This is a genomic window from Streptomyces novaecaesareae (assembly GCF_000716875.1).
Taxonomy (GTDB): Bacteria; Actinomycetota; Actinomycetes; order Streptomycetales; family Streptomycetaceae; genus Kitasatospora; species Kitasatospora novaecaesareae.
Genome location: NZ_JNWQ01000060.1, coordinates 1 through 21,661, shown reverse-complemented (window position 1 = coordinate 21,661; position 21,661 = coordinate 1). Strand labels below are relative to the sequence as shown.

Sequence of the window (21,661 nt, the reverse complement as noted above, 5' to 3'; positions counted from 1 at the left end):
CGCTCAGGCGGTCAGACGTTGTAGATGTCGGTCTTGTAGCGGGCCAGGTTGGCCGGGTCGCGGAAGAACTCGATGGTCTCCTCCAGGCCCTGCTCCAGGCTGAACCGCGGCGCCCAGCCGGTGGCCTCGCGCAGCCGGGTCGCGTCCGCGACCAGGCGCATGACCTCGGAGTTGGTCGGACGGATGCGCTGCTCGTCCTCCTTCACCACCAGGTCGACGCCCATCAGCTTGCCGACCAGGGTGACCAGGTCGCCGACCGAGATCTCGCCGCCGGTGCCGGCGTTGAAGGTCCGGCCGACCACCGACTCGGCGGGCGCGGTGCCCACCGTGCGGAAGGCGTTGGCGGTGTCCTTGACGAACATGAAGTCGCGGGTCGGGCGCAGGTCGCCGAGGGTGATCTCGGTCTGGCCGGCCGCGACCTGGGCGATCACGGTCGGGATGACGGCGCGCATCGACTGGCGCGGGCCGAAGGTGTTGAACGGGCGCAGGGTGACGACCGGGGTCTCGAAGCTGGCGTGGTAGCTGTCGGCCAACCGGTCCCCGCCGGCCTTGGAGGCGGCGTACGGGGACTGGGTGTTGATCGGGTGGTCCTCGGTGATCGGCACGGTCTGCGCGGTGCCGTAGGTCTCGCTGGTGGAGGTGTGCACCAGGCGGGGGATCTCCAGGTGACGCACCGCCTCCAGCACGTTCAGGGTGCCGGTGACGTTGGTGTCCACGTACGAGTGGGGGGCACGGTAGGAGTACGGGATCGCGATCAGTGCGGCCAGGTGGTACACCGCCTCGGTGCCCTTGACCAGGCCGTTGACCGAGCCCGGGTCCCGGACGTCGCCGAGGACGATCTCGACCGAGTCCAGCACCTCCTCGGACAGGGTCTCCAGCCACCCGAAGGAGGAGAAGGAGTTGTACTGGACCATCGCGCGGACGTGGTGCCCGTCGGCGACCAGGGTCTCGACGAGGTGGGAGCCGATGAAGCCCTCGGCTCCGGTAACCGCGACGCTGCTCATGCGGGGTTCGCTTTCTTTGTCGATCGGCCGGGGCGGCCGGACGCTCTGTGGTGGTCGTCCGCCGGTGGCCTGGTTGGTGTCTCAGGTGAAGCGGGTACGGCGGTGCACGCGAATCGGGCGTGCGGGATATTCGATGTGGGTCGGACGTGGTTCGGACGTGATGCGGATCCGGTTCAGCGGTGCTGGGTGGTGCGGCCGAGCGCGGGCCCGGCGATGGCGGTGAGGAGGACGGCGGCCGCCCCGCAGCCGATCAGCTGCAGGACGATCGGATCCGCACCGGTCAGCAGCCCGGCGCTCTCGGCACCCGCGGCGGCCAGACAGATGAGGGCGGTGCTCCAGCTGAACCCGAAGGCGTTCAGCAGCAGCGCCAGCCAGAGCGAGCCGCCGAGGAGCAGCATCGCGCCGAGCTGCGGCACGCCCAGCGCGGGGGCGCCGGGCCACAGCACGGTCGCGGCGGCGTCCAGCGCGGCCACGGTGGTGAGGTAGATGAACAGGCAGCCGAGCAGGACCCCGCCGGTGCGGCGGGTGAACTGGCCGCTGGTGTGGCTGGTGCGCAGCGCGGCCACCGCCATCGCCCGGTAGCGGAAGAGCAGCCACTCGGCGAGGCCGAGGCTGAGCGTCAGCGCGATCATGGCCGGGCCGGTCGGGGTGGTCTTCACCTCGGGCGCGCGGTGGTGCGGCAGCGCCGCGGCCGCGGTGTGCACGGCGTGCACGGTGTGCGACGCGGCCTGCACGGCCTGGTGGATGGTCTCGCCCAGGCCGGCGATCAGCGTGAGCGCGCCGCAGGCCAGGCCGAACAGCAGGTGCGGGACCTCCTGGCGGAGCGGCAGCCTGAGCGCCACGGACTCGCGTTCGCCCCCGCGGACGCAGACCACCAGCTCCCGGGCGGCCAGCCCGACCGCCAGCAGCAGCGAGGCGAGCAGCACGACCGTACGGACCGTCCCCGGGACGTCCACCGCCAGCACCACGCCCGCGCCGACCGAGGCCGGTGCCAGCGCCACCAGCAGGAACTTCTCCCGCCCGAGCACCAGCAGCACGGTGGCCGCGCCCAGGTAGCAGGACTGCCCGGCGGCGAAGCACAGCGCCCCGAGCGGCCCGCCCACCACGTACGCGGCGGCGGCCGCGATCAGCGCGCCGAGCGGTGCGCCGACGGCCAGGCAGACCGCGGCCTCCCGGCGGCGCAGCCGGCCCAGCCAGCGGTACGAGCGGTGCGCCAGCGCCTGGTTGAAGCCCCAGCTGACCAGCGTGGCGACCGACAGCGCGAGCATGCCCGAGGGCAGGCCGAAGCGCATCCGGGCGGTCGCGAACAGGTTGGCGCCGAGCAGGTAGCCGAGACCGGGCAGGGCGAACACCAGGCCGCGCACGACGCACCGCCAGGGGTCGGCCCGCCAGGGGTTGGCGAACTCGGAGCTCTGGCCGGGGTAGCGGCGCTGGACCTTCTCGAACAGCTCCTCGGCGACGGTGAACGCGTCGGGGCGGCCGTACAGCAGGGCGGCCTGCTCGTCCGAGAGGCCGTCGGACTCCAGGAAGGCCGCGATCTCGTACGGGTGGACGGCGTCGGCGCAGACGTCGTTCAGGCGCTCGGCGAGTTCGTCCAGCGGGTCGGCGGAGAGGCCGAGCTCCTCCTCGGGGCCGGGCCCGGCCCCGGGCTCCGGCGCGGCGGTGCGGCGGAGCTTGAGCGGCAGCGTGCGCAGCTGCATCGTCCGCTCGGAACCGCCCTCGTCGGGAACGAGACGCAGGGGACCACTCATGCTCCGACCTCGCTCGGCTCGGGCCGGGCGGCCGGCGTCCGGTCCCAGTCGGGGCTGGGGGCCTGGTCGGTGACGGCCACGATGCCGCCGGGCATCCAGCGGGCGGTGCCCAGGAGCTCGGTGTAGATGCCGCGGAAGCCGTCGATGTTCTGGCGGAGCGTGAACTGCTCGATGACCCGCAGCCGGGCCTGTTCGCCGAGCCGGGCGCGCCGTTCGGCGTCGCGCAGCAGCTCGATCGCGGCGGCCGCCATCGGCTCGGGTTCGCGGGGCGGGACGACCAGGCCGGTGTCGCCGACGGCCTCGCGGACGCCGCCGACGTCGGTCGAGACGGTCGCGCGGCCGCAGGACATCGCCTCGATCAGGGTGAACGGGAAGCCCTCGCTGATGCTGGAGAGCATGACCACGTTGCCCGCCGCGTACGCGTCGGTGATGTCGGCGACGCGGCCCTCGAAGGCCACCGACTCGGCTATGCCGAGCTCGGCGGCCAGGGCTATGCAGCCGTCCCGGTACGCCTCGCCGCCCTTGGGGGTGCCCCCGAAGAGCCGCAGCCGCGCCTCGGGGATCTCTCGGTGGACGATGGCGAAGGCCCGGATGAGCGTCTCCAGGTCCTTGATCGGGTCGACCCGGCCGGCCCAGCTGAGGGTCGGCGTCCCGGGTTCGGGGCCGGCCGGCGGGAAGGCCGCCGGGTCGACCCCGTTGTAGACGGTGCGGATGTGCGTGGACGGCGTGCCGCCGCGCTCCTCCCAGCGCCGGTTGTACCGGTTGCCGGGGGTGACCAGGGCGGCCTGTCGGTAGCTCTCCTCGGCGAGCATCCGGTAGAAGCCGAGCAGCAGCGCCTTGACCGGCCAGCGGTACGGGCCGGTGCGGTAGCCGAGGTAGCGCTCGCGCAGGTAGATGCCGTGCTCGGTGAGCAGGAACGGTACGCCGTACTGCTGGGCGGCGATCAGCCCGGGCAAGGTGGCGAGGCCGCCACTGGCCGCGTGGGCGACGCCGTCCTTCGGCGGCTCGACCGAGAGCGGCCGCAGGGCGTGTTCCAGCAGGTCGGTCGCGTTCAGGGCGTCGTGCAGGGTGGGCCGGGAGGCGGCGGTGGGCAGGTAGTCGCGGGTCCACACGTGCTGGAGGGTCCGCAGCGCGCGCTCGCTGCGCAGCGCCGGGCTCAGCAGTCCGCGCCGGGCGAGGTCGGCGAAGCCGTACAGCTCGGTCCCGAAGTGCGTGGTGTAGACCGGGTCGAGGACGGAGTGCAGGAAGCGCTCGTACGCGTTGAGGAAGCGCCGCATCTCCTTGCCGCGGGGCGGCCTGGCCTCGGAGGCCGGGCCCCACAGCGGAGCGGTCGTGACGGACCGTACGTTGGCGGGCAGTTCCCAGGCCAGTGCTTCGTGGCCGGTTCCGGTGACGGCGATGACGTCGAAGTCGACGTCGGGCATGCCCTGAACGAGCTGGTCGCACCAGACGCTCACGCCGCCGTGCTGGTGCGGATACGTCCCGGGCCGGACCGGGCGACCGGTCCGGCCCCGCCAGCGGGTGGTGCGGGTTACCGGTTGCCAGAGCGTCCGGTGATGCTGCTCGGCGTGGCCGTCCCCCCGGAGGCCTTGCCGTTCTTCGCCGCGGCCTTGCCACCCTGACCGATGTTGTCAGCGGTGACGCCCTTACCGGGCACCGGGGTTCCGCTTCCCGGGACGAGGGACGGGGCGGGCTTGCGGGTGGTGTCGCTCGGGCCGACCGGGACCGGGGTGGCGACGCCCTGCGGCACGACCTTCTTGTCCGCCGGCGCGGGGGCCGGGACGGACTTGGCCGCGATGCTCGGCGCGACGGCGGCCGGGGCGGTCGGCGCGGACGGCAGCTGCAGGGTGACACCGCTCTGCAGGGCGCCCGGGGACACCCAGCCCGAGAGCGTACCGGCGTAGGACGAACCGAAGGCGGTCGATCCGATGGCCAGCTTCTGAGAAGTTCCGGTCGGCATGGTGGCCTGGACCTGAACACCGGACGGCGCGTTGACCGTGACGGTGTTGCCGACCCGGTAGGCGGTGACCTGGCCGGCGGCGAGGGCCGCGTTCCAGGCCGCGCGCTTCTGGAACTCCTGGCCGATCTCCTTCTCGCCGAGGTTGACGATCGGGGCGTTGTCGGCGTGCAGCGACCGGTAGGTGCCGAGGATCTTCTCCAGGACCGGGTAGAGGATCTTGTCCTCGGAGAGGTTCGACTGGTGGATGAAGTGCGGCCGCGGGTCGTTGCTCAGCACGTGGCCGAGGTCGATCCGGGCCTCCAGCGGCACGATGTACGACTGGAAGCCGGTGTTGACGTCCAACGGCGCGGGCAGGCAGGTCGAGTTGGCGTTGTTCTCGCAGACGCCACTGCCGCCGTTGGCCTTGCTGGTGTAGATCCAGTTGTACTCGTCGGTCTCCTCCTTCGCCGTGCCGGCGTTGTAGAAGACGTTCATCGGGTACCGCGGCACGGTCAGCGTGGACGAGCCGACGGCCCGCTGGGCGGGCTCGCGGGAGGCGTCGCTGCCGGTGAACTTGATGCCGTTGGCGGCCAGCGCCGGGGCCAGGTACGGGTTGTCGCTGGTCTCCTGCGGGGCGGTCAGCAGGCCGGAGTGCTCACCGGTGACCAGGACCTGCGGGTCGACCTTCAGGCCGTTCGCGGTGGCCCAGTCGAAGTTGTTCTTGATCTGGCTGGAGATGGTGTTCCGGTCGGTCCAGACCGTGTTGCCCGAGGCGTCCTTGGTGCAGCGCCACGGCACCACCGAGACGTCCTGGACGCAGCCCAGGTACGGGTGGGTGTAGGTGTGGTTGACCCAGCGGTAGCTGGTCTGGTCGGCGATCATCTGGTTCGCCGTGGGGTCCACGGTGGTCGCGTGGTCGGCCTTCCAGTCCTCGCTGCCGCCGCCGTTGAACACCATGTCGAGGGTGAAGTTGTTGGCGCTCTGCCACTGCTTGAGGTACTGCGCGTCGGCCTGGGTCATCCGGATCGGGTTGGCCGTGTCCGGGGTGCCGGGCGGGCAGGTGACGTCGCCGGGGGTGCACTTCAGCACGGTGTCCCAGCGGTCGTCGGCCAGGAAGACGTCGTCCACGTGCGCCGCGAAGTAGTTGCGGTCGTAGCCGAGGTGGACGCCCTGGGTGATCCAGTCGACCATGCCGCGGGCCAGCAGCCGGTACTGCTGCTGGTACTGGTTGTAGACGAAGGTGACGACCAGTTCCTTGCGGCCGTCGTGGGTGTACTCACCGACCAGCGAGCCGCGCGTGGTCGTGCTGGGTATCGGCGCGTCCACCAGCGGGACGAAGGAGGCGCCGGCCGGCAGGTTGGCGAGCGGCGTGGCCAGGTAGCCGTAGCTCTCGCTGACGTTCGGGTCGTTGTCCTCGAACGGGACGCTGCCCTTGAGGTACCCGAACGGGCCCGAAGTTCCGGCCGTGGTGGTCGCTCCCTGGAATCCGTCCAGAGTGCCGACGAAACCGGGATTCTGCGCGTAGTTCAGCCCCACCGCGGGACTGGCCCACGTGTACGCGTCGATCTGGCGGACGTTGAAAGCCGCTTCGTAGCTCGCGATGGCCGTCATCTCGGCGGCGCTGTTGGGGAAGGGGTTTTCGTTGGGCAGCACGATGCCCTGGAACTTCCCCCGGGGCTGGCCGTTCACCGTGTCGCTCAGGAAAGCCGAGTTGATGACCGGCCGGTTGGGGTCATTGAGGCTGACGACCTTGTACGGCGTGCCCTGGCTCTTCAGTTCGGCGGTGATGGCCGCGACCGAGGGGCCGCCGTCGTCGACGACCAGGATGGTGAGGTCGATCCTGGGCGGCGTGGTGTCGCCGAAGGCCAGGGTGGTCTGCAGGCCGCTGGCCAGCAGAACTGCCGCCGCACATGCGGCGACTCTTCGGGTCGCTCGACCCATGGTGATCCTCCCCTTGGTGCAGGCGCCGCGCTGCTCGGCGCTCACCTGCCCGTGTAGCTGTTCGCGGGCAGCAGGCTGCCCGGCGCCCATCCTGGTCGAGCGTCGGCGGTACGGGGGACCAAAAGGGCGAGAGTGCAGCGAACCTGTTACCAACGTTCATGGCGATGCCATGAAGGCGCTGATTGTGACCGGAAACGGACCTGTGATGCAAATAATGAATTGAAAATGAAAAACCGGAAGCTGAGTGCTACGCGCGGTTACCGACGGTGTGGCTCTGTGGGCTGGGCTGGAGACCTACACTGTCGTCAGTTGCGCGTGACACTCTCGCACATCTCACCGGTCCAATGGGCAGGTTCATGCAATATCGAGCAGCGCTGTGCCATGTGACAGTCCGAATATGCAATGGAGGCGCCGCATGGTCGATCGGCAGGCCGAGTCCGGAAGAATCGGGAGTACACGGAATGCGGCGCCGGAGCCGGGCGGAACGGCATCCGTCGGCCGAAGCCTCGGTCTGCGCGGTGCGGTGAACGCCCGCGATCTGGGCGGGTACCGGGCGGTCGACGGGCGGGCGCTGAGGCACGGGGTGGCCCTGCGCAGCGACGGTCTGAACCACGTCACCGCCGAGGACCTCGGCCCGCTGGGCGCGCTCGGCCTGCGCCGGGTGGTGGACCTGCGCAGCATGGCCGAGGTCCGCGAGGTCGGCCTCGACCGCCTGCCCGGCGGCGTGGCCCTGCACCACATGCCGCTGATGGCAACGGACTTCGACATCTACCTGACGATCAGGGACGCCCTGGCCGACCCGAGCCCGCAGCGCCAGCGCGTCCTGCTCGGCGACGGCCGGGCGGCCGCCATGATGACCGGCCTCTACCGCTGGTTCGTCACCGACGCGTTGGCGCGCGAGCGGTACGCCGCCCTGCTGCGCCTGCTGGCCGCCCCGGACGGGCCGCCGCTGCTCTTCCACTGCTCGGCCGGCAAGGACCGCACCGGCTGGGCGGCCGCACTGCTGCTGACCGCCCTCGGGGTGGAGCGGGAGACCGTCCTCGTCGACTACCTGCTCACCAACGAGCGCTCCGCCCCGGTCGTGGCCCGGGCGTTGGACGACCTGCGCACCCGCGGCCTGATGCACGAGCCCGAGCTGCTCCTGCCGGTCTTCCGTGCCGACGGCGGCTACCTGGACGCCGCATTCGCGGAAGTCGAGGCCGGCTGGGGCGGCTTCGACGCGTTCTGGCGGGAGGGGCTCGGGCTGGACGACGACGTGCTGGCCGGACTGCGCGCCAACCTGCTGGACGGAAGCGGGAGTTGAGGCACCAGGCTCAGCCCTCGCTGATCAGCCCCTCGCGGAGCTGGGTGAGCGTCCGGGTGAGCAGCCGGGAGACGTGCATCTGCGAGATGCCGATCTCCTCGCCGATCTGGGACTGGGTGAGGTTGCCGAAGAAGCGCAGCATGATGATCCGGCGCTCGCGCGGCGGCAGCTTGGCCAGCAGCGGCTTCAGCGACTCCCGGTACTCGACGCCCTCCAGTGCGAGGTCCTCGTAGCCGAGCCGGTCGGCCAGCGGACCGTCGCTGTCCTCCTCGCCGGAGCCGGAGTCGAGCGAGCTGGCGGTGTAGGCGTTGCCCACCGCGAGGCCCTCGACCACGTCCTCCTCGCTGACCCCCAGGCAGACGGCCAGCTCGGGGACGGTGGGGGAGCGGTCCAGCCGCTGGGACAGCTCGTCGCCGGCCTTGGTGAGCGCCAGCCGCAGCTCCTGGAGCCGCCGCGGCACCCGCACCGACCAACTGGTGTCCCGGAAGAAGCGCTTGATCTCGCCGACCACGGTGGGCATCGCGAAGGTGGGGAACTCCACCCCGCGCTCCGGGTCGAAGCGGTCGATGGCCTTGATCAGGCCGATGGTTCCGACCTGGACGATGTCCTCCATCGGCTCGTTGCGGCTGCGGAAGCGCGCCGAGGCGTACCGGACCAGCGGCAGGTTGAGCTCGATCAGGGTGTCGCGGACGTAGGTGTGCTCCGCGCTGCCGGGCTCCAGCGCGGCGAGCCGCAGGAACAGCGAGCGGGAGAGCGTTCGGGTGTCCAGCCCGGAGGCGGGCGGAGTCCCGGGTGCCGTGCCGGGCGCCGTGCCGGGTCCGGGCGGTTCGACCGGCTCGACCCGCTGCCGCGGGACCAGGTCCTCGGCAACGGCCGTACCGGTGGCCTGACCAGCGTGGATCTCCGCAACGCCCAGCTCTCCGGACATGCGCCCACCCCCTCGTGACTGACGGTTGAACGGGGGCCGTCGCGCGGAGGTTCCCGGCGGGGCCCTCCCCCTCCATACCGGAACACGGTCCACGGCAAACCCGAACGTCGCAAGATGTCACGTGGGAGTAACGCGCTGCAATCTCACTCTTCCCAGGAGTTCCCGGTCCGAAGCCTGGTGAGGATCCGGGAGAGCAGCCGCGAGACGTGCATCTGGGACATCCCCAACTCGGTGCTGATCTGGGACTGGGTGAGGTTGGCGAAGAACCGCAGCATCACGATCCGGCGCTCCCGTTCGGGGAGTTGGACCAGCAGGTGGCGGACCATGTCGCGGTGCTCGACCTCGGCCAGCGCGGAGTCCTCGTAGCCGAGCCGGTCGAGCAGGGCGAGTCCGCCCTCGTGCTCCTGCGCGGCCTCCAGGGAGGCCGCGTTGTAGGCCCGCCCGGCGTCCAGGCAGGCCCGGACGTCCTCCTCGGGGATCCGCAGGCTGGCGGCGATCTCGGGCACCTTGGGGGCCCGCCCGTGCAGCACCGTCAGCTCCTCCATCGCGCCGCTCACCTGGACCCAGAGCTCCTGGAGCCGGCGCGGGACGTGCATGGTGCGGACGTTGTCGCGGAAGTAGCGCTTGATCTCGCCCAGGATGGTCGGCAGCGCGTAGGTGGGGAACTGGACGCCGCGGGTGGGGTCGAAGCGGTCGATCGCGTTGATCAGGCCGATGGTGCCGACCTGGACGACGTCCTCCATCGGCTCGCTGCGGCTGCGGAAGCGGGTGGCCGCGTAGCGGACCAGTGGGATGTTCACCTCGATCAGGGCGGCCCGGACCCGTTCGCGTTCGAGGGCGTCCGGGGGCAGCTCGGCGAGCCGCTCGAACAGCACCCGGGTCAGCGTCCGGACGTCCACGACGGGCCTGCCACCGGGGCCGCGAAGCCCGTCCGGGCGGAGCTCGCCGGCCGGGCTGATGATCGCCGCAAGCACATCGTCCACGGACACGTCACCCCTCCCAAAGTCGACAACGACGGGCCCTGCGGATCGGGGGTCGCGGCTGGTTCTCATCACCTCGCCATGTCCGGCAAAACCGGTCATAGCATCACAAGGTGGGCACAGGTCGGGCAAGCACCCGACGGAGGTGTGTTGGTGGGACGTTCAACCTTCGCCGGGCTCCTCGGTGAGGCGCCGCAAGGGTCGTTCCGGGGCAGAGCAAGGCGCCCCGTCCGGAGGCCGGAGGGGGCGCCGCGGTCCGTCTGGGCGAAGGGCCCGGGACGGGAGGGGGATCAGACCTCGATGTCGGCGATCACCCAGGTCGCGAACTCGCGCCACTGGCCGGCGGCGGCCTGGTGGGCCGGGTGGGTCAGGTAGGCCTGGAGCGCGTCGCGGTCCTCGACCAGGCTGTTGATCGCATAGTCGTAGGCGATGTCGCGCTCGGTGGTGTTCCAGCCGCACTCCCACTCGCGCAGTTCGGGGATCACCGCGCCGAGCTCGGCGAACGCCTTGGCGCCGGCGAGGGCGCGCTCGTCGTCCTTGCTGACGCCTTCGTTGAGCTTGAACAGGACCAGGTGCCGGATCACGATTGCCGCTCCTCGCGGACGGGGGTGGAAGGTCCCGCCCACCGTAGCCGGTGCGCCGGGGCGGGTGAACGGCCGTCCGCCACCCGGGCGGGGCCCGCAGGCCCGGGCCGGACTACTTGATCAACCCGGTCATGAAGGTGCCGACCGCCTTGGCCGCGTTCGAGATCCCCTCGAACCCCAGCTGGACGAGCTGGGCGGAGCGGGCCGGTGAGGTGATGATCGAGTAGAGCACGAAGATGAGCAGGAGGACTGCGCCGATCTTCTTCGCCTGCGCCATCGGGTGACCTTCCTCCCAGCGGTGGGCCGCCGTCGTCCGGTCCCCGAGCGGCCTGCAGGGGGCAGCTTATCCACCCGGACGGGCTATCAAGTGTGCGACGCGTTCGGCCGCCGGGACGAAGGTCCCCGCGAGTGGGGCCTTTCTCCGGGTGCCCGGCCGCGGGCCGGGCGGCAGGATGGATGACGTACCGAGGATCTGGCAGGAATCCCCGGTGCGTGGATCCGGAGTTCCCCGCTGTGGGACCGGCCGCCGCGGCTTCCCCCCGACGCGGCGCCGGTTGTGGGACCTCCGCCGGGGGAGCGGTCAGTCCCCCCGAGCCGCTCCCCCCTCCAGGCTCCGTACGGACCGGGCGTCGGTGGTCATCGGCCCGGGGTACGGAGCCGTTCCGCGTTCGAGGGTGCGCGGGAAACGCCGAGGGCCCGTCCGGATCGGACGGGCCCTCGGGCTTTCTGGCGGTAGCGGTGGGATTCGAACCCACGGTGGAGTTGCCCCCACACACGCTTTCGAGGTCTGTGCGGCCGTGTCCGGCGGGGTTCGCCGGGGTTCCAGCCCCTGGTGGGACGGGTGTCGTAGGGGTGCGGTGAACCCCGGTGAACGGAGGCGAATGAGACCAGAACTGAGACCGGAAGAAGCCCCCCATGGCGACGGGCCACGTAGTTCTTGTGTCAGGGTCTGTATCGGGCCGTGATGGCGCTCCGGGCCTCCCGGCGGATGCGGCTGTGCTCGCGCACTGTGGCCAAGCTAGCTCTACGGGTGGGCGCCCCTTCATCTAGCCACGCATGAAACTCCTTGATCGCGTCTTCAAGTGCGCTGCCGCTGGCGAGCGCAGCCTCTGCCCACTCCTCCTGCAGCTCCATCTCTGTGAACGTGGGGGCCATCTGCTCGTGGAACCTGTCAAGCGACAGATGGACACGGGTGGCACCCATGACCAGGCGCTGCTGAAGGAGTAGAACTCCGTCGTCGCTGAGGGACGCCAGGCGCATCGCCGGATCCAGAGCGGCCGAAGGAACCGGTGACGGCTCACAAAGGTCGGCCTTGTAGCTGGCGGTACCGGGGCCGTGAAGCTCAGGCAGCGGCATGATCCGGATCGACTTGCGCCAGTCAGCGGACACGATCCGCTGTGGTGAGGCCTTCAAAGGGACAAGTGAGATTCGAGGCCGGAGGTTGGGACCCTGCCGCATCTGGCATGGGTGCATGACGAGCTGTGCCAGCTGAGGTTCCTCTCCGAGGCCAGGAAGTACCACGCCGGAGAAGACGTCGCCTTGCATCAGCGGACGGGAAGCAGGCGGCGTCTCGCCCCAGTAGGCGTAGAGGTCTTCTATCGCAGCTGGCTCAGACAGCTCGCTCATGCGGGTGGCTCGCCCTCCCTATTGCTGGGCCCCGCGCTCCCGTAGGGCCAGCTGACCATCACTTGCGGTGAAGAGTTCAAAATCGCTACGACGCGTGTCTCGCCACGTTGGGTCGAGCTGGTCCATCACGGCCTGAGGGTCTCGCTTCATGCCAGCGATCTCCAGCAGAGGGATGGCGTGCCCGTCCCGGTACAGGTCGACTGGTCGAACAGAGTATCCCTCCGGCAGGGAAAGGTTCATCTCCATCCAGCCGACGGGATCCTCCACGGCAGACTCGGAGAGCAGGTCGAGGAAAGCGGCCAACCTGGCAAGGTGCCAACGCTTCTCAGGTGCCGCATCGCCGCCCGAGCGCCACTTGCGGACAGCGGACACGCTGACTCCGACCAAGCGGGCGATGTCAGACCACGCCATGCCACGTTCCGTTGCCAGCTCCTGCAACAGCGAGGGCACGCTGAGCTTGGCCTTGATCGCCGAGCGGGTTCGAAGGTCTTGGTCGATGACCTTGTTATCGAGCTCAGCGATGGCTCCGCCCAACTGGTCGGCGACCACCCGAGCCGTGCCTGTCTCGCTGCGGAGCACCCGGATAGGGTGAATGACAGCGGAGCTGGTGCTCTCCTGAGTGGGGCTGTAGCTCCGAATCATGGAGGACTGTTCTGCAGTGGAGTGCTGAGAGGTCGCCATGTCAGTCACTGGCCTTTCTGAAGAGATTGCGGGCGCGGTCGGTGATCGAAGCCTGGAATACCTCGCCAGTGGGCTCGTGGAGGCGATTAAGCTTTTCCGAGAGCAATTCGACACTGAAAGCTTCTGCCTCTTCCGGTGTGGGCGCCATCCAGAAGCTGTCGAAGTCGAGTACGAAGAGTGGCCCGGGGGGAGGTGTGGAACGGCGCTTGAGCGTCTCGTTTCCGACTACTCCGCTACCCTCCACTGCGGCGTACTGGAACTGTAGTTGCGCGGAATCCCCGAGGTCGTAGACCGCCACTCCCTGACTAGCTTTCAGGGGGCCCGCCTTGACACTCAGTGCAGGTAGGAGGCTTGGGTCGACCCACCCTGCCCAGTCGGAGGCGGACCGGGTGGTCTCCGGAACCCGCATTTCATTAATGAACCTGAGGCCGACTCTCTCTATTGCTGGAATTGGAGTCTCATTCGCAATCGAGCGCGCAACGGAAAGTAGCACTTCTAGGAACTTGGGAAAGTCTTCGAAGTGTGTCGTTTCCACCGTAAATGCCTCCGGGGAGACTACGGCCGACCATGTTGATGCTCTATTGAGGAAGCGGTAAACATCGGTAGTTTCCGGGATTGCCGCGCCTGCTTGTCCAAGGGGGATCTGCAGTGAAAATCGCTTCTCTACTCGCCGGATGGGGAGTAGATGCTCCAGGGCCACCTGAATGCGGTCGATGGTGTCCAGCTGTCGAAGGCGCGGTGAATAGGGATATCTCACCTCGGCTGTGACAAGAACTAGAGGGGCGTTGTTATAGAGCTCTCTGCGCTCGTACATGGCGCATCCACCATCCTCATGTCACTCGGGCCATGCAGCATGCGTACCGGAACCTGCACCGAGACTGTAACCGTATCGCGCACCGGACGGATGGCAGAAGAGGGCGTCCGAGGGATGGTCGGCACGCACCCTCTCCGTGCGATGGTCCACGCCGCAGAGCCTGCCTGTAGCGGCTGCCGACCAGGCTTGGGAAGTGCGTCCTTCGAGCCCTGAGGAATTGAGACAGTCGGGGACTGAATGGTCAGGCCAGAGCATCCGCGATCATCTGCATGGAGTCCACGATCACCACGGCGCCAGCGGCGGCTAGCTTGGCGTCCTTCCCCGGCTTGTTGGCGTAGCCGATCGTGGGGACGCCGGCCGCTTCCCCGGCCTCGACGTCGCGGGCTGCGTCGCCGATGAAGACGCAGTCCTCCGGCCCGCTGCCTGCGGCTTCCATTGCTTCGAGGAGGAGGCGCGGGTTCGGCTTCATGGAGGAAGGGTCGCCCGGGGCGCGCCCGAAGACGCCCGCCACGTAGCTGCTGAGACCGTGCTCGGAGAGGTAGGTCTCGATGGCCGCGCCTGCATTGTTGCTGACGACCGAGACCAGCCGACGAGAGCGGGCACAGGCCCGGAGAACCGATTCTCCGCCCGGGGTCGGCCGACCAACCTGGACAGCTTCAGTCTCCAAGGCGGCCAGCGCAGCGTCCGTGCTCTGTGTGAGGTCGGGCCGGGCGTTCGAGACCAGCCGGAGCAGAGCGAGAGGATCGCTCTCATCCTCGGCCCCGGCCAGGGCCTGCTCGCCAGAGGCGAGCAGGCCCTCACGGAGTCGCCGCGCAACCTCCGGGGCGGGGAGGCCAGCGAAGACCGAGCACACCGGGCCGTCGAAGTCGAGCAGTACATGCTTCACCGGACGGAGCGCGTTGGCGAGCTGCTGAGAGGCGGTGGTCATGGCTGCCGCTCGTAGGCGATCGTGCTCCACACGCTGTCGAACCACATCTGGGCCTGCTGGACGTACTGCGAACCGAGCGACGCGTCATCCGGCCCGGCGGCGTGATGGAACAGGGTGGTGTCCTTGCCCGTCACGTCGTAGAACGTGCGGTCAGTGCCGTCCACCGCGATGGTCCGCTCACGGAGCGGATAGAAGCCGAAGAAGGCTTCCGACCGGTTCAGGATGTAGAGCTTGAACAGGCTGGACGCCCGGTGCACCTTCACCTGGACGTTCGCCGACTGGACCAGTCCCAGCTCTGCCAGCACCTCGACCGAGTGGGCGATGCCGCCGGCGTTGGTCAGGGCGATGTTCCGGGCCCGCTCTCGAAGGGCCACATCGTCCTTGAGCCCGTCGACCAGTACAGGGACGGCCATGGGCTCCGTGGTGTCCGGCAGCAGCAGGCGCACGGTGATGGACTCCGGGGTCAGCCGGCCGGAGCGGACCTTGTCCAGTGGTTCCTGCAGTGCGTTGTGCAGCGTCTCGCTGGAGAACCCGGCGAAGTCCAGAGTGACCTGCGGCTGCTCGAAGGCCGCTTCGAGGTGGGGCCGGAGGCCGACCGGCCGAGAGGTGCGCTCGCGGACGAACGAGCCGCTTCCCTGGCGGGTCACGATCAGGCCTTCGGTCCGGAGTAGGTCAAGCGCCTTGTCGACGGTGCCACGCGCCACGCCGAAGTGCTTCGCCAGCTCGGGGCCGGAAGGAAGTTTGTCGCCGGTCTCGAAGCCCGGCTTCTTGGTGAGGATCGAGGCCCGCAGAGAGCTGCTGACCTGCTGATACGGGGGGCGCGAGTCATCCGGGTCTAGGGCCATGCGCCAATGCTAAGGCAGGTGCCCAACAGACGCGAGAAACCCAACCCTCTTGACCTGCCTAAGCAGGTTCTCTAAGTTGTGAGTGTCGCAACCGAGAGAAACGGAAGCGACGCGGAGGGCTTTCTTTGGGCTGCTCTGACCTGCAAAAACGCGCCCGGAGGGGTGGGGTGACAGCCCCCCGAAGGCAGCGCTGGTTCCTTCACAACTCCATAGGTCCCGCCGAGAACCCCGCGAAGGGAGGTGTCTGGGGAGAGGCGGTGGCAGACCAGGCGGACGGCCCTTAGTGGGCCCCTGCGGGGGTGAGGGTGCGATTCCCTCCCCGTCCACGTGCAGCACGCCGCGCATCCCGCGCTGGCGGCTGCCTCACTCGGCCCGCAAATCGGGCCGCCGCGCATTCCTTGGCCGGGCGCGCGGCGACCCTGCGGGCTCACCCACCATCTGACGAGGTGACCCCATGAAACTGTACGTCGGAGGCCAGGAGGCCTTGACGCCCCGTGAGTTCGCGGAGCTGGCGCTCGGCATCGGGATCGACGTCGAGTTGTTCGCCGGCAGCGAGGACGAGACCGCCGAGGAGCGGCGGGTCCGGCTCGACGCCGCGTGGGACATCCTGCGGGACCTGGACGGCCCGGCGGCCGCCTTCGGTTCCGCGCTGATGCACACCGCCGAGCGGTCCCGGGCGCGGGCCTGGAAGGCGGCGGCGTGATGACCCAGCTCCGCACGATCATCAGCGGTGCGACCCGGACCCCGCACCTGGTCGCCCGTCCGGCGGCCACCGTGCTCGCCGAGTACCGCCCGAACCCGGACAGCGACCTGCGCGGCGCCGCCTGCGCCGACAGCGACACCAACCTGTTCTACCCGGACCCCGAGGAGATGGGGCCCGAGACCGCCGAGTGGGCCGAGCGCCGCGCCAAGATGATCTGCGCGGGCTGCCCGGTGAAGGCGATGTGCCTCAGCGACGCGATGGAGCGACGCGAGCCGCACGGCATCTTCGGCGGCCTGAACGAGCGCGAGCGCAACAGCGCGCTGCGGCGGGCGGCCCGCTCCCGGGCCCGGGTGAACGCCGGGGGTGCCGGGTGACCGTTCACCGCACGGGCGGGGGTGTTCACCCGGCGCTCACCGAGGTGCCCACCGACGCCCAGATCCTCCGTACGTCCCGGGTGATCAGCGCCGGCACGTGGGTGCTGACGGGGGCGGTGGTCGCGGTGAGCATGTCCACCGCCGCACCGTTCATCGACGCCCATTCACCCGGCTACGGCACCGGTCCCGTGATGGCGGTCGCGGGCGACGGGTGCTTCATTCTGAGCCTTCAGGCGGACAGCACCCTGTCCCGCTTCGGTGTGAAGCCCGGGCGGTGGCCGGCGGTCTTCCGGTGGGTCACCGGGCTGGCCACGGTGTGGCTCAACATCGGTGCGGCCGCGCTGGCGAAAGACCTGGTCGGCGTGGTGATCCACCTGATCCCGCCGCTGCTGCTGCTGCTCGTCGCGGAGGCCGGGCCGGCCTACCGCCGGTCCCTGGCCCGCCTCGCGCGCCGGTCCCAGCCGCCGCTCCGCACCCGCCCGGCGAGGATCCCTCAGGCCGCCCGGCAGGTGGTGAACGTGCCGCTGTTCACCTTCCCGACGGCCCCGTTCAGCCCCGCCCCGCCGCCCGCCGCGACCCTGCCGGCCGGGGCCGTCCCGGACGCCCGGGAAGCGCTTCCGGCGGGTCCGGTGGACGCGGTGAACACCGAGCCTGTTCACCCGGCGCTCACCCCCGTTCACCCCACCCCGGCCGACATCCCCGGGGTGTTGGTCGAGTCGGCCCCGAACCCGGGCGACGACGTGATCGACGGCCCGGTCTACCCGGCCGGGACGGACCCGGTGAACACCCCGGAGCCCGAGCCGTTCACCGTCGAGCACGAGGTGAACGCCCCCGCCGACGAGGTGAACACCGATCCGCAGGATCCCGTCCGGCTGGACGGGGCCGAGGCTGCCCGCGTGATCGAGGAGTGTTGGCGCGACCGCGTCTCCCAGCGCGAGGCTGCCCGCCGCTCGACCCGTTCCCCGGCCTATGTCAGCGTCGTCTACAAGCGGCTCGGCGAGCAGCAGGACGACGGCACCGGGGCGGTGGCCGCATGAGCCGCCCCCGGCACTGGGACCCCGAGGGCGCCCGCCACGGCGGAACGCCGACCTACCCGTGGCGCATGGCCCCGGCGGGCTACTGCACCCGCCGGCAGCTCCGCGCCAAGGGCCTGCGCCCCGGCGGGCAGGACGTTGCCGCGCAGGTCATGTGGCGCTCCCGCTTCGGCGGCACCCGCCCCGCCTACCTCTACCGGCTGGCCCTGGCCAAGCCCGTCCGCCCGATGACCCCCGCGAAGGCCGCCGCCCTCGCCAAGGCCAACCGGGCGCGCCGCACCTGCCCCGCCTGCGGGCAGGACGCCGGCTACGTGCTCCCCGCACACCTCGGCACCTGCCTGACCTGCGCGGACGGCACTGCCCTCGCGGCCTGAACTCACCCTTGACCTGCTCCGCTGATCCTCAGCAAGGAGGCTCCTGTCATGTCCGTGACCGAAATCCGGGTGGTCAGCTTCGGCTACCTGCACGGCGCCCCGCCCGAGGCGCACCTGACCCTCGACCTGCGCCGTCACTTCCGCGACCCGCACGTCGACCCCGCCTTGCGCCACCAGAGCGCGCACGACCTGCCGGTGCGCCGGGCGGTGCTCGGCACCCCGGGCATCCGGGAGCTGATCACGAGCGCCGCGCTGCTGGCGGACTCGTTCGACGCCGGTCCGTCCGAGGCGCCGCTGACCATCGCGGTCGGCTGCGCGGGCGGCCGGCACCGCGCCGCCACCGTCGCCATGGCCCTCGCCACCCGCCTGTCCAAGACCGGCACCCGCGTCCGCCTCACCCACCGCGACCTGACCAAGCCGGTCGTCGACCGCTGACCTGGAGGCACCTTCCATGACCAGCATCCGAGCGGCCCGCTTCGCGGCCGCCTACGCCCTGCTTCGGTCGGCGGCGGACGTTGCGGACCACTGGATCCAGAGCGACCACCAGGCCGCCACCAAGGGCGGGCCCGGGACGGCCGGCCGCCGGGCCTGCGCCGCGCACGTCGCCACGTACGTCGCGTTCCAGGGCGCCGCCCTGGTCGGTGGCGCCCATCCGCTGGGCCTGCGTCTGCGGCCGGGCCGGGTGGCTGCCGCGCTGGCGCTCAGCGCGGTCACCCACTACGTCGCCGACCGTCGCGAGCCGTTGCGGCGTCTGGCGGACGCCACCGGCAAGGGGGCGTTCGTGCGGCTGACGGACCACGGCATGAACGGCGCCTACGCGCTCGACCAGGCCTGGCACCACGCCGCCGAGACCTGCGCCGCCCTGGTCGCCTCGGCCTGACCGCTGGCCGATTGCCTGTCCCCGCCCGGCCCTTCGTGGTCGGGCGGGGGCGGGGAGTCGGGACAGCCCCGGCCCACCAGGAGGCCTGCGATGACCGTGAACGCCACGCCGGGCAACGGCGCGAGCAGCACCACCAACAGCAGCAGCACCCGCAACGGGTTCGGCTCCGGGGCGACGTTCGCCCCCGGGATCAGCATCAACGTCAACAAGAACACCACCGCCGGCGCCCCCGGTGCCCCGCAGATGGGCGCCGCCGCGAACCCCGGCACCGGCGTGGACCGCACCTCGCCCCTGGCCCTGCCGGAGCCCGCGTTCTACTCCGCCGCCGACGTCCGCTCCTACTGCGAGGCCCTGCGCGCGTTCGGCGCCTACTCCGCGATCGAGGTGGAGGTGGCGGCCGAGATCCTCAAGGCCGCGCTGGAGCAGGCACCGGGCGCCCCGGGCGACCACGCGTTCCAGAAGAAGATGCGGGCCCGCGCGGTGGCCAAGAAGCTCTCCAAGGCCGCCGACGCCCTCACCGACGCGGCGAAGGACGCCGCCGCCGCGTGGGCCGCCTTCCAGCGCGAGTACGCCGACGTCATGACCCCCCGCCCGGTGCCGCAGCAGCACCGCCCGTTCCAGTTCTGAGAGGAGCACCACCGTGCCGAAGAAGGACAGCACCGACCCGGAGGTTCAGCACCGGGAGAACCTGGAGGGCTCCAGCACCGGCAAGGGCATCGCCGCGTGGCTGGCCCACCGGGCCAAGCCCTACACGCCGCCGTGGATCACCGCCGGTGCGACCGGCGTCGCCGGGACCCTGGCGTGGGTGCCGGCCCACGGCTCCCCCGGGTACGCGGTCGGTCTGACCCTCGGGTCGGTCGGCCTCACCGCCGCGACCGCGTGGGCGGGCAAGACCACCGGCGTCCAGCGCCGCCTGCACTCGGCAGTGACCGTCGCCGCCGCGAGCAGCTGGTTCACCGCGACCGCGCTCGCCGGCTGGAACAGCTTCACCTTCGGCACGTGGTGGCTCGGCGGGAGCGTCCTCGCCCTGTCGTGGAACGTGCGCCAGGTGATGCGCCGCAACCCCGACGCCGTCCAAGCCGACAACGCGGACGCCTCCCTGCTGGAGAAGGTCAAGCTCGCCGGAGCCAAGATCAGGAAGAGCGAGGTGGAGCCGAACCGGGTCACCTCCGAACTGGTCCTTCCGGCGGGGGAGATGACCAACGACGACGTCACCCGGGCGCTGCCGAACATCGCCTCCGCCCTCGACGTCGCCCCCACCGCCGTCCGCTACCTGCCCGACCCCGACTCCGCCCGCCGCGGCGACCTGGTCGTGGTGCCCCGGGACATGCTCGCGGAAGTGGTCGAGTGGGAGATGCCGACCAACATCGGCGGGTCGATCGCCGAGCCGCTGGTCATCGGCCGCTACGACGACGGCTCCCCGCTGCAGCTGTGGCTGCCCGGCGACCCGGAGACCGGCCGCAACGCCACCCACCTGGGCATCTTCGGCATGACCGGCTCCGGCAAGGGCGACGGCGCGCTCAACGTCCTCACCGAGATCATGGGCCGCCGCGACGTCATCATCTGGCTGTCCGACCCCAAGGCCTTCCAGGACTTCGGCCCGCTGCGGGACGGCCTGGACTGGGCTGTCGAGGGCGGTGCCGCCACCGAGACCATGGTCAGCACCTTCCAGGCCGTCATCCCCGCTCGCACCCGCTGGCTCGGCGCCCACGGCTACCGCCAGTGGGTGCCCGCTGCCGCCGAGCAGCAGACCGACCCGGCGCACTCGTGCCAGAAGGGCCGTGCCTGCGGCTGCGAGGGCATGCCGTTCCTGGTCGGCTGGTTCGAGGAGGCCGCCGCCACCATCCGGTTCATGGGCGACGAGGGCTTCACCGAGATCGCCCAGCTCGCCCGCGCCGCCGGCGCTGCCCTGGTCATCAGCCTCCAGCGCCCCAGCCACGACCAGATCAGCACCAGCACCCGGGCCTCGCTCCCGTCCGCCCTGGTCTTCGGCCTGGACGCCCGGGACGAGGGCATGGCCCTGCCCGCCCCGGTCCTGGACGCCGGCGCCCACCCGGGCGCATGGGCCAACCGCCGCCCCGGCTACTGCTACCTCGTCACCCCCGGCGTTCCCGAGCAGCGCTACAGCTCACCCGGCCGCACCCTCCGCTTCACCGGCAAGGCCGCCCGCGTCATGGAGCAGTTGGCCGCGTGGTCGGTGCGCAACGGCGCCAAGGTCGACCCCGTCACCGCGAAGGCCGCCGCCGCCACCGCCGGCAAGGCCTACACCGAACGCCACGACCGGGACGACGAGGACGGGGACAGCGTGTACGCGAACGCGGACGGCGACGGAGACGACGACAGCGGCGCCGAGCGGCGGGTGGACCCGGAGGACGAGGGCCTGGACCCGCAGGCCGAACTTCCCCCGGTCCCGCAGACGCTAGCCGACGTCGCCTTCGGCCCGGAGTCGACCGCCCCGGACTTCACCCCCGAGGAGGCCCGCGCCGCGATGGACGCCATCGTCGCCGCCTTCGAGCAGGACGGCGTGATGGTGATCGGCCCCAAGGACGTCATGGCGCAGGCCGAGCAGTTCGGCCGCTCCCGCCCGTGGGTGAGCGGGGAGTTCCGCCGCCTCGTGGACGAGGGCCGGTTGGTCCCCGCCGCACAGAAGGGCCGCTACCGGATCGTCCCCTCCCCGGCGCTGGTCTGACACCCCTGACACCTGACACCCGCTGACACCCATTCCCCTAGGCAGACGGGGGTGTCAGACGCCCTGACAGCGGCCTCTGACACCCCCTGACACCCCAGCCCTGACACCCCCGCGTCACGCCCCGACGGGAGAAGCACGTGGACCACCCCGCCGCTCCGCAGCCGTTCGCCGCCCAGGTGCTCTACACCCCGGACGGCACCCCCTACTACGCCACCCAGCCTGTCTCTTATACACATCTCCGAGCCCACGAGACAGGCAGAAATCTCGTATGCCGTCTTCTGCT

At 70.7% G+C, this 21,661-nt stretch carries 22 protein-coding genes; 9 read left to right on the top strand and 13 right to left on the bottom strand.

What is annotated here, in order from left to right:
* Nucleotides 1-11 precede the first annotated feature (11 nt).
* From OP86_RS22150 to OP86_RS22135, 4 genes are all read right to left on the bottom strand, one after another.
* Nucleotides 12-1,004: an SDR family NAD(P)-dependent oxidoreductase gene (locus OP86_RS22150; protein WP_030061452.1), complete on the bottom strand. Its 993-nt coding sequence runs from the start codon at nt 1,002-1,004 to the stop codon at nt 12-14.
* Nucleotides 1,005-1,177: 173 nt separating this feature from the next.
* Nucleotides 1,178-2,755: a hypothetical protein gene (locus OP86_RS22145; RefSeq protein WP_033332898.1), complete on the bottom strand. Its 1,578-nt coding sequence runs from the start codon at nt 2,753-2,755 to the stop codon at nt 1,178-1,180.
* Nucleotides 2,752-4,179, bottom strand: coding sequence for a GT4 family glycosyltransferase PelF (pelF, locus tag OP86_RS22140; RefSeq protein ID WP_245231822.1), 1,428 nt, complete (start codon nt 4,177-4,179; stop codon nt 2,752-2,754). Before pelF ends, OP86_RS22145 begins: the two co-directional genes overlap by 4 nt.
* Before the next feature lie 107 nt (nt 4,180-4,286).
* Nucleotides 4,287-6,635, bottom strand: coding sequence for a hypothetical protein (locus OP86_RS22135; protein WP_234434808.1), 2,349 nt, complete (start codon nt 6,633-6,635; stop codon nt 4,287-4,289).
* Between the two features lie 523 nt (nt 6,636-7,158).
* Between OP86_RS22135 and OP86_RS22130 the strand changes: the two genes are divergently transcribed.
* On the top strand, nt 7,159-7,938 hold the full coding sequence (locus tag OP86_RS22130; RefSeq protein WP_051830407.1) for a tyrosine-protein phosphatase: 780 nt from the start codon (nt 7,159-7,161) through the stop codon (nt 7,936-7,938).
* Nucleotides 7,939-7,948: 10 nt separating this feature from the next.
* Here OP86_RS22130 and OP86_RS22125 read toward each other — a convergent pair whose 3' ends face one another.
* The 9 genes from OP86_RS22125 to OP86_RS22090 all read right to left on the bottom strand — a co-directional run bounded on the left by OP86_RS22125 (nt 7,949) and on the right by OP86_RS22090 (nt 15,324).
* Entirely contained in the window at nt 7,949-8,866 is a 918-nt protein-coding gene (locus OP86_RS22125; protein ID WP_030061446.1) for an RNA polymerase sigma factor SigF, read from the bottom strand.
* A 143-nt stretch (nt 8,867-9,009) separates the two neighbouring features.
* Nucleotides 9,010-9,849, bottom strand: coding sequence for an RNA polymerase sigma factor SigF (locus OP86_RS22120; RefSeq protein WP_234434810.1), 840 nt, complete (start codon nt 9,847-9,849; stop codon nt 9,010-9,012).
* 287 nt (nt 9,850-10,136) lie between these two features.
* Nucleotides 10,137-10,430, bottom strand: a complete 294-nt coding sequence (locus OP86_RS22115) for a Dabb family protein (RefSeq protein ID WP_030061440.1) — start codon at nt 10,428-10,430, stop codon at nt 10,137-10,139.
* A 112-nt stretch (nt 10,431-10,542) separates the two neighbouring features.
* The gene (locus OP86_RS37225) at nt 10,543-10,707 is read right to left on the bottom strand and encodes a hypothetical protein (RefSeq protein WP_167344224.1); all 165 of its coding nucleotides are present in this window, start codon (nt 10,705-10,707) and stop codon (nt 10,543-10,545) included.
* A 665-nt stretch (nt 10,708-11,372) separates the two neighbouring features.
* A complete protein-coding gene (locus OP86_RS22110; RefSeq protein ID WP_030255944.1) occupies nt 11,373-12,056 on the bottom strand; it encodes a hypothetical protein in 684 nt (227 codons plus the stop codon).
* Nucleotides 12,057-12,074: 18 nt separating this feature from the next.
* Entirely contained in the window at nt 12,075-12,635 is a 561-nt protein-coding gene (locus OP86_RS22105; RefSeq protein WP_157849813.1) for a helix-turn-helix domain-containing protein, read from the bottom strand.
* 103 nt (nt 12,636-12,738) lie between these two features.
* Nucleotides 12,739-13,551 carry a TIGR04255 family protein gene (locus OP86_RS35070; RefSeq protein WP_078588503.1) on the bottom strand — a complete coding sequence of 271 codons (813 nt, stop codon included), beginning with the start codon at nt 13,549-13,551 and terminating at the stop codon, nt 12,739-12,741.
* A 241-nt stretch (nt 13,552-13,792) separates the two neighbouring features.
* Nucleotides 13,793-14,479 carry an HAD family hydrolase gene (locus OP86_RS22095; protein ID WP_030061433.1) on the bottom strand — a complete coding sequence of 229 codons (687 nt, stop codon included), beginning with the start codon at nt 14,477-14,479 and terminating at the stop codon, nt 13,793-13,795.
* On the bottom strand, nt 14,476-15,324 hold the full coding sequence (locus OP86_RS22090; RefSeq protein WP_030061431.1) for a GntR family transcriptional regulator: 849 nt from the start codon (nt 15,322-15,324) through the stop codon (nt 14,476-14,478). Before OP86_RS22090 ends, OP86_RS22095 begins: the two co-directional genes overlap by 4 nt.
* Nucleotides 15,325-15,778: 454 nt before the next feature.
* Between OP86_RS22090 and OP86_RS22085 the strand changes: the two genes are divergently transcribed.
* From OP86_RS22085 to traB, 8 genes are all read left to right on the top strand, one after another.
* Nucleotides 15,779-16,027 carry a hypothetical protein gene (locus OP86_RS22085; protein ID WP_051830406.1) on the top strand — a complete coding sequence of 83 codons (249 nt, stop codon included), beginning with the start codon at nt 15,779-15,781 and terminating at the stop codon, nt 16,025-16,027.
* Nucleotides 16,027-16,401, top strand: coding sequence for a WhiB family transcriptional regulator (locus OP86_RS22080; protein WP_078588504.1), 375 nt, complete (start codon nt 16,027-16,029; stop codon nt 16,399-16,401). Before OP86_RS22085 ends, OP86_RS22080 begins: the two co-directional genes overlap by 1 nt.
* Nucleotides 16,398-17,438 carry a hypothetical protein gene (locus tag OP86_RS38270; protein ID WP_234434812.1) on the top strand — a complete coding sequence of 347 codons (1,041 nt, stop codon included), beginning with the start codon at nt 16,398-16,400 and terminating at the stop codon, nt 17,436-17,438. The genes OP86_RS22080 and OP86_RS38270 overlap by 4 nt, the downstream gene beginning before the upstream one ends.
* Nucleotides 17,435-17,809, top strand: coding sequence for an RRQRL motif-containing zinc-binding protein (locus OP86_RS22070; RefSeq protein ID WP_030255951.1), 375 nt, complete (start codon nt 17,435-17,437; stop codon nt 17,807-17,809). Before OP86_RS38270 ends, OP86_RS22070 begins: the two co-directional genes overlap by 4 nt.
* Before the next feature lie 48 nt (nt 17,810-17,857).
* Entirely contained in the window at nt 17,858-18,244 is a 387-nt protein-coding gene (locus OP86_RS22065; RefSeq protein ID WP_030061424.1) for a RapZ C-terminal domain-containing protein, read from the top strand.
* Nucleotides 18,245-18,260: 16 nt separating this feature from the next.
* On the top strand, nt 18,261-18,689 hold the full coding sequence (locus OP86_RS22060; RefSeq protein ID WP_030061423.1) for a hypothetical protein: 429 nt from the start codon (nt 18,261-18,263) through the stop codon (nt 18,687-18,689).
* A 90-nt stretch (nt 18,690-18,779) separates the two neighbouring features.
* Nucleotides 18,780-19,316, top strand: coding sequence for a plasmid transfer protein TraA (traA, locus tag OP86_RS22055; protein WP_051830405.1), 537 nt, complete (start codon nt 18,780-18,782; stop codon nt 19,314-19,316).
* Nucleotides 19,317-19,329: 13 nt separating this feature from the next.
* Nucleotides 19,330-21,378 carry a plasmid transfer protein TraB gene (traB, locus tag OP86_RS22050; protein WP_030255957.1) on the top strand — a complete coding sequence of 683 codons (2,049 nt, stop codon included), beginning with the start codon at nt 19,330-19,332 and terminating at the stop codon, nt 21,376-21,378.
* Nucleotides 21,379-21,661 lie beyond the last annotated feature (283 nt).

Coding starts and splice junctions, on each gene's coding strand:
- OP86_RS22150 (WP_030061452.1), bottom strand. CDS start 1,004: ATGAGCAGCGTCGCGGTTACCGGAGCCGAGGGCTTCATCGGCTCCCAC.
- OP86_RS22145 (WP_033332898.1), bottom strand. CDS start 2,755: ATGAGTGGTCCCCTGCGTCTCGTTCCCGACGAGGGCGGTTCCGAGCGG.
- pelF (WP_245231822.1), bottom strand. CDS start 4,179: ATGCCCGACGTCGACTTCGACGTCATCGCCGTCACCGGAACCGGCCAC.
- OP86_RS22135 (WP_234434808.1), bottom strand. CDS start 6,635: ATGGGTCGAGCGACCCGAAGAGTCGCCGCATGTGCGGCGGCAGTTCTG.
- OP86_RS22125 (WP_030061446.1), bottom strand. CDS start 8,866: ATGTCCGGAGAGCTGGGCGTTGCGGAGATCCACGCTGGTCAGGCCACC.
- OP86_RS37225 (WP_167344224.1), bottom strand. CDS start 10,707: ATGGCGCAGGCGAAGAAGATCGGCGCAGTCCTCCTGCTCATCTTCGTG.
- OP86_RS22110 (WP_030255944.1), bottom strand. CDS start 12,056: ATGAGCGAGCTGTCTGAGCCAGCTGCGATAGAAGACCTCTACGCCTAC.
- OP86_RS35070 (WP_078588503.1), bottom strand. CDS start 13,551: ATGTACGAGCGCAGAGAGCTCTATAACAACGCCCCTCTAGTTCTTGTC.
- OP86_RS22095 (WP_030061433.1), bottom strand. CDS start 14,479: ATGACCACCGCCTCTCAGCAGCTCGCCAACGCGCTCCGTCCGGTGAAG.
- OP86_RS22090 (WP_030061431.1), bottom strand. CDS start 15,324: ATGGCCCTAGACCCGGATGACTCGCGCCCCCCGTATCAGCAGGTCAGC.
- OP86_RS22085 (WP_051830406.1), top strand. CDS start 15,779: ATGAAACTGTACGTCGGAGGCCAGGAGGCCTTGACGCCCCGTGAGTTC.
- OP86_RS22080 (WP_078588504.1), top strand. CDS start 16,027: ATGACCCAGCTCCGCACGATCATCAGCGGTGCGACCCGGACCCCGCAC.
- OP86_RS22070 (WP_030255951.1), top strand. CDS start 17,435: ATGAGCCGCCCCCGGCACTGGGACCCCGAGGGCGCCCGCCACGGCGGA.
- OP86_RS22065 (WP_030061424.1), top strand. CDS start 17,858: ATGTCCGTGACCGAAATCCGGGTGGTCAGCTTCGGCTACCTGCACGGC.
- OP86_RS22060 (WP_030061423.1), top strand. CDS start 18,261: ATGACCAGCATCCGAGCGGCCCGCTTCGCGGCCGCCTACGCCCTGCTT.
- traA (WP_051830405.1), top strand. CDS start 18,780: ATGACCGTGAACGCCACGCCGGGCAACGGCGCGAGCAGCACCACCAAC.